Here is a 15,662-nt window from a genome sequence, read left to right as displayed (position 1 = left end):
TCAGTCCTTCACGAACAGCTTGCGCGGCACATTGGCCAGGCATTCGACGCCGGTGTCGGTGATCAGGATCGACTCGGTGATCTCCAGCCCCATCGTCTCGCACCGGCGGCATCGTGCCGCCGCCGGCCGGCTACTGGCAGAAGATCGAGGCCGTGCTGACCAAGTACGATGTGCTGCTCGTCGCCGACGAGGTGGTGACCGGCTTCGGCCGTCTCGGCACCATGTTCGGCTCCGATCATTACGGCATCAAGCCGGACCTGATCACCATCGCCAAGGGCCTGACCTCGGCCTATGCGCCGCTCTCCGGCGTCATCGTCTCCGACAAGGTCTGGCAGGTGCTGGTCGTGCAGCTGGCGCGAGCGCGCGGCGCCATCCCCTATGCCGTCGTCGGCAAGGGCAAGGAACAGGCCGTGCTCGACATCGGCGCCGAGAAGGTGATCACGCGCGGCGTGGCCGACCTGCTCACCGCTGTCAACGAAGCGACGGGCGGCGAGCCCATCGATGTGGTGGCCGACCTGGTCGGTGGCGCCATATTCAACGACCTCTTGCGCATCCTGCGGCCCGAAGGCCGTTACACCACGCGCCATTGCCGGCCCGGTCGTGCAGCTCGATCTTCGCACCATGTATCTGAAGCAGCTCCAGCTCCACGGCTCGAGCCAGGGCACTAGGGGCGATTTCCGCCGCATCGTGCGCTATATCGAGGAAGGGAAGATCAAGCCGCTGGTCGCCGGCGTCAACAAACTGTCGGACTTCCACCGCGCCCAGACCGACTTCATGGGCAAGGACTTCGTCGGCAAGCTGGTGGTGGTGCCGGATGCGATGTGGGGCGGTGCCTGACCGCGCAGGGGGCGCAAGCAAGCGCCCTGTTGGCCTTGCCGTCGTCGGCATCGGCCAGGTCGCCTCGTAGAGCTTAGCCTGCCGAACCCGCGCCGATCACAGGTCGAGATGCTTGTAGACGGTGGTTCGCGAAAGGCCGAGTCGGCGCGCCGTTTCCGAAATATTTTCGGACGCATCGCGATAGGCCCGGCGAATTTCGCGGCACCTGCTCTCGTCGAGCGGGTGTCCGCGGCAGGCCGCGCAGCTGTCAGTTTGTTCCGGGTACGAGCAATCATCGAAGGATGCTTCGTCGACGAAATCCACGCCGCGGACAAGCGCGCGCTGCAGTGCCGCCTGCAGCTCGCGGATGTTGCCGGGCCACTTCCGCAGCGAAAGCGCCGTGATCGCGGCGTCGGTGATGGCCGCGTCCGGCGCGAGCTTGCGCATCAGGTGCCGCACGATCGACGCGAAATCGGAACGCGCCTCCAGGGGCGGCAGATGCAGCGTGAAGGCGTTGAGGCGATAGAGCAGATCGGCGCGGAAGCTTCGCGCGGCGACCATTTCCGCAAGATCGCGGTTCGTGGCGGAGACGATCTGCACATCCACCCTGTGCGTGTGCTGGCCGCCGATCGCGCGGACTTCCATGGAATCGAGGAAGCGCAGCAGCGCGGTCTGGGCGGGCAGGGGGATGTCGGCGACCTCGTCGAGGAACAACGTGCCTCGGTCGGCGAGGCGCGCGAGGCCGGGCGATCCCTCGCTCCGGGCATTGGTATAGGCACCGCGTTCATGTCCGAAGATCTCGGCTATGAAGAGCTGCTCCGGCACCGCGCCGCAGTTCACGGCGACGAATTCGCCTTTCCTGCCGCTGACGGTGTGGACATGACGCGCCATCAATTCCTTGCCTGTTCCCGTCTCACCCGTGACGTGGATCGGCATGCGCAGCGCGGCGGCCCGGCCGATCTCGGCCACGGCGCGCTTCAGGCTGCGATCCTCGCACACGAAATCGGGCGCGCGGTCATCATAAGCCGCGGGCGCGCCGCCGGACCGCCGCGCCGGTGATACACGCCCGCCCGGGGCTATCTGGCGGCACACCATGAAGACGCCGCTGCCCGCCCGGTCGCGGATGGTGGTGATGCCCCCGTTGAGCAGGCCGCTGATCGTGGCGCCGAAGCTTGCCTCGAACAACTGGTCGAAATGGCTGCCCGCGGCCGCAGGAAGACCCGCGAGCAGGGAGGTGCCGGGTCTGTTGAGCGAGATCACCTCGCCGTCGCGCGAGACGGCGACCAGGCCGGCCGAAAGCGTGTCCAGATATTCCGCGCGTGGGTGAAAGGCAAGGATGAAGCACTCCGTGCGTTCCTGGAAGATCAGGCCGTTTTCGATCTGCGCGGCCGCCATGCGCACCAGCGCGTGGGTATGTTGCTGGCGTGCCTCGTTGGAGCAGGACGCGTCGAGGAGGCCGAGGATCCGGCCGTTCGAATCGAGGATGGGAGCGGCCATGCAGCTCAAATGGCCGTGGCAGGCGAAATAGTGCTCGCGCCCGTAGACGGCGACGGCCTCCTTACCGGCCGCGGCCAGTCCAAGCGCATTGGTTCCGTACCATGCCTCGCTCCATATGCTGCCGGGGATGACGGATCGGCCGGCGGTGCTGTCGGCGAAGTGCTGATCGCTGATCGTGTCCAGCACCATGCCTTCGGCATCGCCGAGCGCGATGATGAAATTCGACCCGGCGATCTGGGAATGCAGCAGCTTCATCTCCGCCAGCGCCAGGCGGCGCAATGCCGCGACCTGCTCGCGCTTGCGCGTCACCTCGGCAAAGGCGATCACCTCGCCGTTCGGGACCGAGCGGGGATCGAGCCCGAGATCGCGGCAGCGCTGCCAGCTCTCGGCGATCGCCGCCGGCAGCGTTCCGCCCGGCAGCCGGTCTCCGCGTTCCAGCGCCTGGCGCGCGCGGTCAATTCCGGACAGGTGCAACATGGTTCCTCCGCATCGCGGCGTGCCTGCGTGACGCGTCGCGACATCGACTTGAGCTTGGCTGGAAACTGAACAGCTTGCGCCCGCAGCTGTTCAGCCGATGGACGGGCGCGCGCCCGGTCCGGAATATCAAACAATTGATTCTATTGGAATTTGTGATCTGGCATGCGGGTTGCTGATCTCTTGGTCGAAGGCCGGCGCAATGCCCGGGCCCGCGGAGGAGACAACAATGAAAGCCCAGGTTCTCACCAGATACGACGACAGCCTGACCGGGAGCGAATGGGTCTCCCAGCAGGAGGTCCCGGACCCGAAGATCACCAGGTCCACTGACGTGATCGTGCGCATCGGCGGCGCCGGCGTTTGCCGGACAGACCTGCACATCATCGAGGGTGTATGGCGCCCGCACATGGATCCGACCGGGGACGCCCTGCTGCCGCTGATCATGGGCCATGAGAATGCCGGCTGGGTCGAGGCGATCGGCAAGGAAGTCGAAGGCATCAAGGTCGGGGACCCGGTCATCGTCCATCCGAAGATCTCCGGCGGCACCTGCCTTGCGTGCCGCCGCGGCTTCGACATGCATGGTCCTGGAAAGTTTCCGGGGCTCGACTGCAACGGCGGCTACGCCGAATATCTTTGCACGTCCGAGCGCAACATCGTGGCGCTGCCGAGGACGCTGGCTCCGAAGGACGTCGCGCCCTACGCGGATGCGGGCCTGACGGCCTATCGTGCCGCCAAGAAGGCGAGCCGCCACCTGCTGCCGGGCGAAAGCTGCGTGGTGATCGGCGCGGGCGGCCTGGGGCACATCGGCATCCAGTGCCTCAAGGCGATGTGCGCGGCGGACGTGATCGTTGTCGACAAATCGGAGGACTCGCTGACGCTCGCTGGACGCATCGGCGCCGACAAGCTGGTCAAGGCGGACGGCAACGAGGTCGAGGCCGTTCTGGCGCTGACGGATGGCCAGGGCGCCGAGGCCGTCATCGATTTCGTCGGCGAGAAAGGCACCACCGCCAGGGGCCTGGCAATGACCCGGCCGATGGGCAGCTACTATGTCGTCGGCTATGGCGAGGACATCAAGGTTCCGACCGTCGACATGGTCATCACCGAGAAGAACATCATCGGCAATCTGGTCGGCACCTGGGCTGAACTCGTCGAGCTCATGGCGCTGGCCGATCGCGGCCTGGTCGACCTGACGACGGTCGAATACCGGCTCACCGACGCCAACAGGGCGCTGCATGATCTCCACCACGGCAAGATCCACGGCCGCGCGGTGCTCATTCCCTGACAGGGGGAATGCAATCCCGGGCCCGGTCGCGCGATCGACGCGCGGCCGGGTCCAAAACGCCGAACCCTGTCGCGGGGCAGCGCATGGTTGCCTCGCGTCGCTTCCGCGCATCAGGAGGCTGTCATGCCGTCCGTTGGCATCAATGAAAGCTGGAGCCGCGCAAACACGGCCTGGGCAGGTTACGCCCGGATCGGCGCCGCTCCCCGAAGGATACCGGGAGGAGACATGTGCAAGCTCCTGGCCAGGCACGATCCGCGTCGCTTCAGGCAGACCAGCCGGTCCCTGCGCATCTCGGGACAATCGACCAGCATCAGGCTGGAAACGGCGTTCTGGGAGATACTGGATGCCATCGCGGTCGGCGAAGGCGTATCGGTATCGCGCCTCGTCGCCTCGCTTTACGACGAGGCCATGGACCTGCACGGCGAGGTCGCGAACTTCGCGTCGCTCCTGCGCACGATCTGCCTCATCTATCAGGGCGAGCGCGCCGAGATGGCAATCCGCCGGCATCCGCCGGCGTGATGCCTTTCCGGCTGTGGCCGCCACGGCGGCGGCGCTGCGGCATGGCGCTGTCACGATGGCGTTCCCGCGCGCGCTTCGCCGCCGATGCGGTTTTCCGCGATCCAGCGGGCCGCGAGCACCAGCGCGCCCATCGAAAAGTCCTTGCCGTGCTTGGCCACCATCTCTTCCGACAGCCTGGCAAGCTGCTGGAAGAAAGCGTCCTTGCTCAGTTCTTCCGGGGTCAACTGTGTCTGCATCGTTTCCTCCTGATCGTTGTCGCCTGTCATTTGAACATCTGGGCGGGGAAAGTGACGAGGCTGGCGTCTCCGTCCGCGGTGCCCGCCGCCAGGTGGCGGCCGTCGGCGGACCAGGCCAGGGCCGTGACAGCTCCGCCGGAGGGCCTGACCAGCAGTTCGTCGCGCTCGCCGATCTGGGCGACGACGATCTGTCCATTGGCGAAACCGGCGGCCGCGATCGGCCGGGTCGGGTGGCCCGCCACCGCCTCGACCACCACCAGGCCGGGACGTCCGGTGACGATCGCGCCCCCGGTCTCGCCCTCGAGCGGCGGAAGCTTCATCGACCAGGCCGCGATGCGGAAGGCACCGGAGGCAACCAGCGCACCGGCGCGTTCGCTCCAGGACACGGTGCGCACCTTGGCAGGAAAATCGCTGACGGCGCCCGCCTTCCCGTCGGCGAGACGGGCGACGCCGAATCCGCCGGATGCCAGCGGGCAGGCAATCCATTCGCTGTCGGCGCTCCACCGCACCGCCGCCGGCGCCTGGGGGAAACGGATCGTTCGCGCCAGGGCGGGTTCCCCCACGAGCGTCCAGATCGAAATCTCGTCGCCGCGGCATACGGCAAGCTGCCGTCCGGAGGGAGAAAAGCCGAGCGCCGCGACGTCGCCGCCGTGCCGCGCCAACGAGCGGACGATGCCGTCCGGAGCGTTTGCAAGAAGGACTTCCGCCCCGTCGCTGACCGCCGTCAGGCCTTGCCCGCGAGCGTGATCGAGGGCCATGATCGCGCCGTCCAGCCGGATTTGCGTATTGCTGATCTCTCCGGTCACGGTCACGCGCACGATTCTGCCGTCCGACGCGCCGGCGAGAAATTCCGATTTTCCGGACACGGCCATCAAAGGCGCGCCGTCGCAAAGGCGTTCGGTGACGATGACCGGCGCCGTGGGCTTCTCACGGGGCCGGATGGTCGTCTGGCCGAGATCGGCGCTTACCCTGACGCGCGACTCCGGCGGCTCGGGATCGGAGAGCGAGGCAAGGGCAATCGTGCCGTTCGCGCAGGCGAAGGCCGCCGCGGAACTGTCAGTGCTGAAGTGCACAGCCTCGACGGACGACGGCAGCGCCCAGCTTCTGGCAAGCAGGTCGAACAATGTCAGGTTGCGTATATTCTGCTGGTTCACGCTTCAAGCTCCCTTCATTCATGTCAGGCCGTAGCCAGCAGGCGGTCGACCTCGTCCACCTGCCGCTCTGCGGCGGCGATGCGCTCCTCGCAGTCCGACAGCGCGGTGCGGATGGAGGCGATGCTCGTTTCCGCGCCATGCAAGTCCCGCACCAGTTGCTCGGCGGCACCGCTTCGGCCGAGCTCGAGCTCCATGCGCTGGATGTCCATTTCGATCGCGCCCAGGAGCTGGGTCCATTTCAGGGCCTCCGCGTTCAGCCCCGACAGGGCCCCCACGAGCGACAGGCGCCTCTCCAGCAATTCCACGCGCATAGATGAGGCGTCCGTCATCGCGGTTCTCCTGGCTGCAGGCTGGGCTCTGGGGGAAATCTGAGATGTTCGAGACCACCGGCAGGACCTTCTTCCAGGCGCTGCACGCGGCCGCCGAAAAGCGGCTGGGCCAACAGCATCCATGCTGCCGGGCGATCGCCGAAGCCGCGCGGGACCCGGAAGCGGCGGCGGTTCGCGCGGCGCAAGCGGCCCTGAACAGCCTGCCCAAAGAGGTGCTGATCGCGCTCATGGCCGACGCGCACAAGGCGTTGCGCGAAGACCCGTCCGCGATCCTGGGGGCGTGGGGAGACTTTGCTTCGCGGCATTGACGGCATCCTCAACGATCGCCTGGCGGGGTCTCCGGCACCGGTGCAGCCCAGCCCGACAAGAGCTGGGGCAGGCCGGGAACCTGGGCCCGGAATTGCCGTTCGGCTATCGCGATGTGGCCCTTGAGCTGATCCCATATGTCGACGCGCAGCAGCGAGGTGCTGTCGCCGATCAGGCGCTCGATTTCCTCGATCCGGAACTGGCGGGTGAGCGCGACGCCCGAGAAGACGAAATCGCGCAACAGCAGCGCGTGCCGCTCGATGAAGGCATGGATCATCGGGTGCGTCTCCTGCGTCATGCCGGCCGCCGCCATCTCGGCTTCCATGAAGCTCTGGAAATGTCGTTGCAGCAGGTTCTGGCTCTCGCCAAGGAAGCGCATGGTGAACACCAGGTCGCGCGGCATCAGGCGGACCAGATCGGTTGCGACGTCGTCTTGCTCTTGGCGCCCCGGCAGAGGGCGGTCTTCCTTCCCAGGCATGGTCGTTCCGTTGGCTGCTCTTCGCCTGCACGTATATTAAAGGATAGAGTCGCCGTCGAAGGTTGTCGATAAATGATTGTGCTGCAATAGCTAAGTAATATTTCGCAAATGCGAATATGTGATAAATATTACAAATGTAAATTGCGAATGTAACGATTCTTTACAGTTGTACGTCCGCAGGCTGTCCGCGCCGACATCTGAGACCGGGTACAAGTTGATTTGCCGGCGGTTGACCGGGGATTTCGGCGTTAACTCAAACTGGCACGGCCCTTGCTTCACTGATTTGCATAAGAAGCCCATCGCGCCTGGCGCGGTGCCACAAGAACGAAGGAGCGGAGGAGGAGACCGGAAACCGCGCATGCGGGCCGCAGTGGCGCCTGGCGCCATGGCATTCCGGAGATCTCGTCGCACACCTTTGCCGTGATCCACTTGAACGGCTGGCCGGGCGCCCGACTGTGCCCTGTCCGGCTGCCGTTCGATCTGCAACTGGCGGCGATGGTGTGTGCCGCTCATGCCCGGACCATGGGGTCCGGGACCCTAATCTGGTGGAGGCTTATGGCTATGACGTCTTTGACGCTCAATAAGATCACCTCGCAACGCGGCATCTCCGTGGGCGAGGCGACCAAGAAGATTTCCGACCTCGGTTGGAACCCGACCTACGTCCAGGAAGCGATGACCTTCCCGACGGACTACAAGATCACCAAGGCGCCGCGCGACCCGATGAAGCAGGTGCTGCGCTCCTATTTCCCGATGCAGGAAGAGAAGGACAACCGCGTTTACGGCGCTCTCGATGCGGCGCTGCGCGGCGACATGTTCCGCAATGTCGAGCCGCGCTGGGTGGAGTGGATGAAGCTGTTCCTGGCGATCATCCCGTTCCCGGAAATCTCGGCGGCGCGCTCGATGGCGATGGTGGCCCGCCTTGCTCCCGGCGAGGATTTGCGCACCGGCTTCACCATGCAGATGGTCGACGAGTTCCGTCATTCCACGATTCAGATGAATCTGAAGAAGTGGTACATGGAAAACTACATCGATCCGGCTGGCTTCGACATCACCGAAGAAGCCTTCGGCAAGTGCTACGCTACCACCATCGGCCGTCAGTTCGCCGAAGGGTTCATCACCGGCGACACCATGACCGCTGCCTGCATGTACCTGACCGTCGTGGCTGAGACCGCCTTCACCAATACGCTGTTCGTCGCCATGCCCTCGGAAGCCGCCCGCAACGGCGACTATGCGCTGCCGACCGTCTTCTTGTCGGTGCAGTCGGACGAGAGCCGCCACATCGGCAACGGTCACTCGCTGCTGATGGCTGCGCTGAAGGAGCCGGAAAACCATCTGCTGCTCGAGCGCGACCTGCGTTATGCCTTCTGGCAGAACCATGCCATCGTCGATGCGGCTATCGGCACCTTCATCGAATACGGCACCACCAACCGCGACAAGAACAAGGAGTCTTACGCGGAAATGTGGCACCGCTGGATCTATGAAGACTACTACCGCACCTACATGCTGCCGCTCGAGAAATACGGCATCAAGGTCCATCACGACGACGTCCAGTTGGCCTGGGAACGCCTCACCAAGAAGAAATACGTCCATAAGGTGGGCCAGTTCTTCGCGGTTGGCTGGCCGGTGAACTTCTGGCGTATCGAGGCCCAGAACGAAAAGGACTTCGAGTGGTTCGAGCACAAGTATCCGGGCTGGTATGCCGAGTTCGGCGACTTCTGGAAATGGTATGCCAAGCTCAGCCACAAGGGCGAGAAGGTGCTGCTGTTCAACAGCGACGTCGGCTACGTCTATCCGCATCGCTGCTGGTCGTGCCTGGTGCCTTGCCTCATCCGCGAGGACATGGTCACCGACGAGATCGACGGGAAGCTCTACACCTTCGCCCACGAGCTCGACCGCTGGACCGCAGTCGAGGCCTTCGCTGACGAATACCAGGGCCGGCCGACGCCCGCGATGGGCCGCTTCAGCGGCAAGCGCGAGTGGGAGACCCTGTACGACGGTTGGGACCTGGCCGACGCCATCAAGGACCTGAACTTCGTCCGCAGTGACGGCAAGACCCTGATCCCGCAGCCGCATATGCGCTTCGACGACAAGGAAATGTGGACGCTGGACGACGTGCGCGGCAACACGCTGGGCTCGCCGCTCAACGCGCTGCGCGCGATGTCGCCGGCCGAGCGCGAGAAGCATCTGGCGGAGTATCGGGCAGGCTTCACCATCAACCCCTGCCACTAAGACCCTCGATCCCGCGGAGGCCGGTTTCCGGCCTCCGCGACAACAAACTTAAGACCTTTCGTCTCGCGCGGAAGGAACGGCGAAGCTTTGGGAGGAAAAGGCATATGAGTGGCGCTCACACAGTGCGTCTGGAGCCGGTCGGCGTAGAATTCGAGGTCGAGACCGGAGAGACGGTCCTGAACGCGGCATTCCGCCAGGGCATCGCGTTGCCGCACGGCTGCAAGGAAGGGCAGTGCTCGGCCTGCAAATGCATCCTCAACGAGGGTGAGGTCGACATGCTGAAATATTCGACCTTTGCGCTCAACGACATGGAAAAGGACAGCGGCCACATCCTTCTGTGCCGGGCGATCGCCTATTCCGACATGCAAGTCGAGCTCCTCAACTACGACGAGGAACTGCTCGCTAAGGCCATTGCGGTGAAGACCTTCCAGGGTCGCATCGCCGCGATCGAACACCTCACGCACGACATCCGAGGGATCCAAATCGACCTCAGCACCCCGATCAAATTCTGGGCCGGACAATATGTCGACATCACGGTCACCACGGAAAAAGGGGAGACGATTACGCGCTCGTTCTCCATGGCAAATACGCCGGACGAAGCCCAAAGGCTCTCCTTCATCATCAAGAAATACCCCGAAGGAAAATTCTCAGGAGAGCTCGATTCAGGAGGAATCAAGGTCGGAGCCGACGTCAAGCTCGTCGGACCTTACGGAGCCTGCTTCCGACGGGAAAACCGGCACGGACCCATGATCCTGGTCGGCGCAGGTTCCGGCATGTCGCCCGTCTGGTCGATCCTCAACGACCACCTCAACAGCGGCGAGCAACGCCCGGTCTATTTCTTCTATGGCGCGCGCACGCAGCAGGATCTGTTCTACCTGGACCGCATCGCCGCGCTGGTCGAGAAACATCCCGATCTGAACTTCATCCCGGTGCTGTCGCATGTGAACGGCGATGCCTCCTGGGATGGCGAGCGCGGCTTCGTGCACGAGCGAGTCGACGCCAAGCTCAAGGAACTCGCGGTGGACGGCCAGGGCGACGTCTATGCCTGCGGCCCGCCGCCCATGATCGATGCGCTGCAGCCGGTTCTGTTCATGAACGGCTTCGAGAACGAACGCATCTTCTTCGATAGATTCACCACCTCTTCGGCCGGAAGCGCCGGCCATTAGGAACCGCCTGCGCGGGACTTCGAGAGCAACTGAAAAGGGAGAGAGAAAATGGCAGCAGTATCAAGTTCAGTCGGATCCGGAGCCGCAGGCGCCGCGATCTTCGCCGACTCCGACAGCCGGAAGTATCGGTATTTCCAACCCAGAGGCCAGCGCGCCACGCATTACGAGGACGTCACGGTCGACGTCCAGCCGGATCCGGAGCGCTACCTCATCCAGGACTGGATTATTTCCTTCGCCAACGGCAAGGGCGCCTACGTCAAGGACGCCACGGCGGTGCAGAGTTCCAACTGGCACGCCTTCCGCGCGCCGGATCAGGAATGGGAGCGCACCCACTACCAGCGCCAGTCGAAGATCGAAACGATGGTGCAGAGCGTCATCGCCAACGGCCGCAAGTCCGGCGCGCCAAAGAGCTTCGACAAGGCCTGGGTGAAGATCCTGCAGACGCATCTCGGTGCTTGGAAACACGCCGAGTTCGGCCTGGGCACCTCGCTCATGCAGGCGCAGCGCTACGGCTACACCCAGATGATCAACAACGCCACGCTGACCAATTCCTCCTACAAGCTTCGCCTGGCGCAGGACATCACGCTCTACCTCGCCGAGATCGGCATGGACATTCCCGGCTGGAGCGACGAGCTCGGCAAGAAGGCCTGGCTCGAGGACGGCATCTGGCAGGGCACTCGCGAGGCGATCGAGACCATCATGGGCACGAGCGACTACCTCGAGCAGTATTTCGCCACCAACATCGTCTTCGAGCCGCTGGTGGGTGAATTGTTCCGCTCCGGCTTCCTGATGCAGGTGGCGGCGGCCAACCACGACTTCATCACGCCGCCGGTGATCTCGGCCGCCGAGGCCGACTACGAGCGCAACCTCGCGAACACGATCGACCTGATCTACCTGCTCGCGCATGACGAGAAGCACGCGGCCGCGAACCAGAAGCTCTTCAAGGGCTGGCTGAAGAAGCACCGCGCACTTGCCGAGAAGGCCGCGCAGGGCCTGCAGCCGATCTGGTCGGCGCCGCACTCCAAACCGGTCTCGTTCGACGACGTGCGTGCCGCCTCGCAGGAGCGCATCGGCCAGATCATCGGCGAACTCGGCCTCTAATCGCAATCGCAATCAGGAGACACCACATGTCAACAGTAGCCCGCGATGCTTCACACGACAATATTTTCAAGTCGATGAAGGACATCACCTTCGAGCAAACCATCTCCGACCAATGCGGGGTGACCATGAACGACTCGGTCGAGGCACGCGCCATCGCCGAATTCATGAGCTCGAAGCCCAATGTGACCGTCACCTATCAGCCGGCGCTCATCCGTATCGATGGCCATGGCAAGCTGATCTTCAAGATGGACGAGATCGGCAACTATCTGGGCCGCGAGATGACCGCCGAGATCTTCGAGGTCAACACGTCCACCCACTACGGCCGCATGGTCCGTGTCGACGACAACACGGTGATCCTCTTCGGCAATATGGACGACGTTTTCGAGTACATCTGAGCAGGTCTCGATACGGGCGCGCCGCGCTTCCGCGGCGCGCCGACAAACCAATAATTCCGACTTGCGGAGCAGAAACATGTTCATCACACCGGAAGGCAAGGAAATCTTCGTGGTCGACGGCCATACCCATTTTTGGGACGGCAGCCCCGCGAACCAGCGCAACATCCATGGCAAGCAGTTCATCGACTGCTTCTACGGCTACCACACGTTCCTCAGCCCGAAAGAGGAATACTGGCCAAAGGAGAAGTTCGAGAAATACAGCGCCGACGACCTTTATAGCGACCTTTTCATCAACGGACCGGATGACGTGGCGATCATCCAGTCGACCTACCTGAAGGATTTCTACAAGAACGGCTTCAATACGATCGAGCGCAACGCGGAAGTGGCGAAACGCTACCCCGAGCGCTTCATCGTCAACGGCTCCTTCGATCCCCGCGACGGCGAGAAGGCGATCGAATACATCCACTACATGAAGGAGACCTACGACATTCAGGGCGTGAAGATGTACACGGCCGAATGGAATGGGGCCTCCAAGGGCTGGCGGCTGAACGATCCGGACGCCTACCGGTGTTTCGAGCTCTGCGAGAAGCTCGGTATCAAGAATATCCATGTCCACAAGGGGCCGACGATCATTCCGCTGGCCAAGGATTCCTTCGACGTTCATGACGTCGACCATGCCGCCACGGATTTCCAGAACCTCAACTGGATCATCGAACATTGCGGCCTGCCGAGGCTCGACGATTTCTGCTGGGTCGCCGTGCAGGAAACCAACGTCTACGGCGGATTGGCGGTCGCTTTGCCGTTCATTCACAACCGGCCGCGATACTTCGGCGAGGTGATCGCGGAACTGCTCTACTGGCTCGGCCCGGACAAGCTCCTGTTCGGTTCCGACTACGGCATCTGGACGCCGCGCTGGCTCGTCGAGAAGCTCTGGGCCTACCAGATTCCCGAGGACATCGCGGCCGAGCGGGGCGTTCAACTGACCGACGAGATCAAGGCGAAGATCCTCGGCCTCAACGCGGCACGGCTCTACGACATCGACGTGGAGGCCAAGAAGGCGGCGCTCGCGAAATCGCCGCTGCGGATCGCGGCGGAGTGAAGGCGATGAGCGTGCAGGCCGACCCGCGAGGCAGCCGCCAGGGCGAGCTCCGGCGGCGCCTGGAAGGCGTCAACGATCCCGAACTCGACGAGCCCGTGACCGACATGGGCTTCGTCGAGCGGGCCGAGGTTCTGGCCGACGGGTCCGTGGCGGTCGATTTTCGCTTGCCGACCTATTGGTGCTCACCGAACTTCGCCTTCCTGATGTTGGACGGGATGCGCCAGGCGCTCGAAGCGCTGTCCTGGTCGCCCGCCTACCGGATCCGGCTGCACGACCACATGTTCGCCGAGGAGGTAAACCGCGGCGTCGAGGCCGGAAAGACGTTCGGCCAGATATTTGGTGAACTGGCCGGCGACGAAGACATCGCCGGCCTGCGCGGGACCTTTGCCCGAAAGGCCTATCTGAGGCGCCAGGAGGCCATGCTTCTCGGATTGCGGCGGCAAGGCCTGACCGATCGCGAGATCCTCGGCATGGACTTGCTTGCCTACGACACCGCAAGGCTCGAAGGCGAGGAGGCTGTCAAACAGAAGCCGCGATACCGTGAAGCGCTGCTGCTGCGGTGGCCCGGCCGGCGGCCGACCGAGCCCGCGTTCGTTACCTGGGAGGGGTCGCCAATCCCCACGGAAGCGCTTGGTGCCCATCTCGCCGAGCTCAGAAGCGTGCGCATCAACATGGAGTTCAACGGCGCGCTGTGCCGTGGACTGAAGACCACACGGTACAAGGAACTGGAGGTGGTGGACGGCGAACCGACGCTGGTCGACTTCATCCTGGACCGCGTGCCGCCCCGGGACTGCGCAAGCCGTCCGGCACATAGCTGAAAAAGCCTCCTCAAGGAGGCCGCAACAAGCGCCGTCCCCACGGCGAAGGAGGAGCCATGCCCAAATTACTGATCCACAACTCACATGCTCGCCGCGCGCTCGCCAGGGGCGTCCACCAGCTTGCCGCCGCCGTCGAGCCGACGCTCGGGCCGAGAGGCATGAACGCCATGATCGACCGCCCGATCGGCACGCCCATCGTCACCCGCGACGGCGTGTCGATCGCCGCATCGATCGAGCTGCATGACCGGTTCGAGAACATGGGCGCGCAGGTCGTGCGCGAAGTTTCCATGCAGACGAACGAAGTCGCGGGCGACGGCACCACGACCGCGATCGTGCTCGCCAACGCTCTCGTCCAGAACGGCGTGGAAGCCAACGAGCGCGGCGCCAAATCCGTCGACCTGGTCAGGGGCATCGACCTTGCGGTGGCAAGGGTCGTGGAGGCGCTGAAGGCGTCGGCGAAGCCGGCCAGGTCCAACGGCAATTTGGCCGCCGTCGCCAACATCGCAGCGACGGACCCAAAGCTCGGCACTCTGGTCGCGGAAGCCTATGAGCGGGTCGGCGCCGATGGCGTCATCACCACCGACTTCAGTGTAACGAGGGATACGACGCTGGACGTGGTCGAAGGCATGTCCTTCGATCGCGGCTACCTCTCCCACCATATGGTCACCGACCAGGAGAAGATGGAGGTGGTGCTGGAGCGGCCGCTGATCCTGATGAGCGACCTCAAGATCAAGGAGCCGAAGGCGCTCGACGCAGCCAGGGCCATCGCCGAAAGGCAGAACAGGCCGTTGCTGATCATTGCCGAGGAGATGTCGCCGGATGTCGTGGTCACGCTGCTCGGCAAGAATGGGCCTGGCAGATACCTTGTGGTGCACCCGCCGGAATACGGCCACTGGCGCAAGGCCATGATGGAGGACCTGGCGATCCTCACCGGCGGCCGCGTGATCGCGCGCGATCTCGGCGGGCGGCTCGAGGACATCCAGGAGGAGGATCTCGGCTCGGCCGAGCGGGTCCGCACCAGCGCCACCCACACCTCCGTCATCCGGGGTGGCGGCCAACCCCAGGCAATCGCCGCGCGCCGAGCCCAGGTGCAGCGCCAGTACGAGGTCGCGCCGCCGAATGTCGAGCAGGACAAGCTGCGCGAAAGGCTGGCCAAACTGTCCGGCGGCACGGCGGTTCTCTATGCCGGCGGCGTCACGCCGGTCGAACAGAAGCGCACCATCCAGCTCATCGAGGACTCGCTCTCGGCGGTCCGCGCCGCGTGGGAGGAGGGCGTTGTCGCCGGCGGCGGCGTGGCGCTCGCGCAGATAGCCCCGGTGCTCGACGAGGTGCTGGCCAAGGTCGATGGCGACGTCGCCGAAGGCGTGCGGCTGGTCAAGTCGGTGCTCTCGCGTCCGCTATGGCGCATCGTCACCAATGCGGGCGGCGACGCGGATGCGGTGGTCACCAAGATTTCGAGCGTCAACGGCGGTTACGGCTACAACGCCGACAAGGGCGAATTCCAGAACATGTACGAAGCCGGCATCATCGACCCGGTTCGCGTCACCTGCGCGGCGCTCAGCAATGCCGCGTCGGTCGCCAAGCTCATCCTCACCACCGAAACGCTGGTCGGCGACCTGGCCGAGGACGAGGACCCCACCGAAGGGCCGGCGCGTGGCGGCGGCGCGGAGAAGCTCGGGCGTCAGTGATCCGGAACCAACCGGCCGCGGTGCGTCGCGCCGCGGGCATCCCTCCTCGCGATCGTTCCGGCGCCGGAGGCGCCG

16 protein-coding genes and 1 pseudogene are annotated in these 15,662 nt (G+C 64.3%); 12 read left to right on the top strand and 5 right to left on the bottom strand.

The window, feature by feature from the left end:
• Positions 1–89: 89 nt before the first annotated feature.
• Positions 90–524, top strand: a pseudogene (locus ACWGS9_RS00930) (aminotransferase class III-fold pyridoxal phosphate-dependent enzyme); the annotation flags it as partial.
• Positions 525–621: 97 nt separating this feature from the next.
• Positions 622–837 (top strand): hypothetical protein, encoded by a 216-nt coding sequence (locus ACWGS9_RS00925; RefSeq protein ID WP_454503457.1) that lies wholly within the window; start codon positions 622–624, stop codon positions 835–837.
• 96 nt (positions 838–933) lie between these two features.
• On the opposite strand, the gene ACWGS9_RS00920 is transcribed toward ACWGS9_RS00925, so the two are convergent.
• Complete coding sequence (locus ACWGS9_RS00920; RefSeq protein WP_454503456.1) at positions 934–2,790, bottom strand: sigma-54-dependent Fis family transcriptional regulator; 1,857 nt, start codon at positions 2,788–2,790, stop codon at positions 934–936.
• 226 nt (positions 2,791–3,016) lie between these two features.
• Between ACWGS9_RS00920 and ACWGS9_RS00915 the strand changes: the two genes are divergently transcribed.
• Both ACWGS9_RS00915 and ACWGS9_RS00910 read left to right on the top strand, forming a co-directional pair.
• Complete coding sequence (locus tag ACWGS9_RS00915) at positions 3,017–4,069, top strand: NAD(P)-dependent alcohol dehydrogenase (protein ID WP_454503455.1); 1,053 nt, start codon at positions 3,017–3,019, stop codon at positions 4,067–4,069.
• A 225-nt stretch (positions 4,070–4,294) separates the two neighbouring features.
• The gene (locus tag ACWGS9_RS00910) at positions 4,295–4,588 is read left to right on the top strand and encodes a ribbon-helix-helix domain-containing protein (RefSeq protein ID WP_454503454.1); all 294 of its coding nucleotides are present in this window, start codon (positions 4,295–4,297) and stop codon (positions 4,586–4,588) included.
• Positions 4,589–4,638: 50 nt separating this feature from the next.
• On the opposite strand, the gene ACWGS9_RS00905 is transcribed toward ACWGS9_RS00910, so the two are convergent.
• From ACWGS9_RS00905 to ACWGS9_RS00895, 3 genes are read right to left on the bottom strand one after another with little or no spacing between them, the layout of a single operon-like run.
• Positions 4,639–4,824 (bottom strand): hypothetical protein, encoded by a 186-nt coding sequence (locus ACWGS9_RS00905; protein WP_320310994.1) that lies wholly within the window; start codon positions 4,822–4,824, stop codon positions 4,639–4,641.
• A gap of 26 nt (positions 4,825–4,850) precedes the next feature.
• On the bottom strand, positions 4,851–5,948 hold the full coding sequence (locus ACWGS9_RS00900) for a WD40 repeat domain-containing protein (protein WP_454503453.1): 1,098 nt from the start codon (positions 5,946–5,948) through the stop codon (positions 4,851–4,853).
• Between the two features lie 53 nt (positions 5,949–6,001).
• Entirely contained in the window at positions 6,002–6,307 is a 306-nt protein-coding gene (locus tag ACWGS9_RS00895) for a hypothetical protein (RefSeq protein WP_454503452.1), read from the bottom strand.
• A gap of 44 nt (positions 6,308–6,351) precedes the next feature.
• Between ACWGS9_RS00895 and ACWGS9_RS00890 the strand changes: the two genes are divergently transcribed.
• The gene (locus ACWGS9_RS00890; protein WP_454503451.1) at positions 6,352–6,615 is read left to right on the top strand and encodes a hypothetical protein; all 264 of its coding nucleotides are present in this window, start codon (positions 6,352–6,354) and stop codon (positions 6,613–6,615) included.
• Positions 6,616–6,623: 8 nt separating this feature from the next.
• Here the strand turns inward: ACWGS9_RS00890 and ACWGS9_RS00885 are convergent, their stop codons facing one another.
• Positions 6,624–7,091 (bottom strand): hypothetical protein, encoded by a 468-nt coding sequence (locus tag ACWGS9_RS00885; RefSeq protein ID WP_454503450.1) that lies wholly within the window; start codon positions 7,089–7,091, stop codon positions 6,624–6,626.
• Positions 7,092–7,646: 555 nt separating this feature from the next.
• On the opposite strand from ACWGS9_RS00885, the gene ACWGS9_RS00880 reads away from it, so the two are divergent.
• The 7 genes from ACWGS9_RS00880 to groEL all read left to right on the top strand — a co-directional run bounded on the left by ACWGS9_RS00880 (position 7,647) and on the right by groEL (position 15,587).
• On the top strand, positions 7,647–9,320 hold the full coding sequence (locus ACWGS9_RS00880) for an aromatic/alkene/methane monooxygenase hydroxylase/oxygenase subunit alpha (RefSeq protein ID WP_454503449.1): 1,674 nt from the start codon (positions 7,647–7,649) through the stop codon (positions 9,318–9,320).
• Between the two features lie 104 nt (positions 9,321–9,424).
• The gene (locus tag ACWGS9_RS00875; protein ID WP_454503448.1) at positions 9,425–10,486 is read left to right on the top strand and encodes an NADH:ubiquinone reductase (Na(+)-transporting) subunit F; all 1,062 of its coding nucleotides are present in this window, start codon (positions 9,425–9,427) and stop codon (positions 10,484–10,486) included.
• 48 nt (positions 10,487–10,534) lie between these two features.
• Complete coding sequence (locus tag ACWGS9_RS00870) at positions 10,535–11,587, top strand: aromatic/alkene monooxygenase hydroxylase subunit beta (protein ID WP_454503447.1); 1,053 nt, start codon at positions 10,535–10,537, stop codon at positions 11,585–11,587.
• 26 nt (positions 11,588–11,613) lie between these two features.
• On the top strand, positions 11,614–11,982 hold the full coding sequence (locus ACWGS9_RS00865) for an MmoB/DmpM family protein (protein WP_320216076.1): 369 nt from the start codon (positions 11,614–11,616) through the stop codon (positions 11,980–11,982).
• A 76-nt stretch (positions 11,983–12,058) separates the two neighbouring features.
• Positions 12,059–13,081, top strand: a complete 1,023-nt coding sequence (locus ACWGS9_RS00860) for an amidohydrolase family protein (protein ID WP_454503446.1) — start codon at positions 12,059–12,061, stop codon at positions 13,079–13,081.
• Between the two features lie 5 nt (positions 13,082–13,086).
• A complete protein-coding gene (locus ACWGS9_RS00855) occupies positions 13,087–13,899 on the top strand; it encodes an iron-sulfur cluster assembly protein (RefSeq protein ID WP_454503445.1) in 813 nt (270 codons plus the stop codon).
• A 56-nt stretch (positions 13,900–13,955) separates the two neighbouring features.
• The gene (gene groEL / locus ACWGS9_RS00850) at positions 13,956–15,587 is read left to right on the top strand and encodes a molecular chaperone GroEL (protein WP_454503444.1); all 1,632 of its coding nucleotides are present in this window, start codon (positions 13,956–13,958) and stop codon (positions 15,585–15,587) included.
• Positions 15,588–15,662 lie beyond the last annotated feature (75 nt).

It is taken from the genome of Mesorhizobium sp. Arg314 (assembly GCF_053714275.1).
The sequence above is the reverse complement of the archived record's forward strand: the minus strand, read 5'-3'. Positions and strand labels throughout refer to the sequence as shown.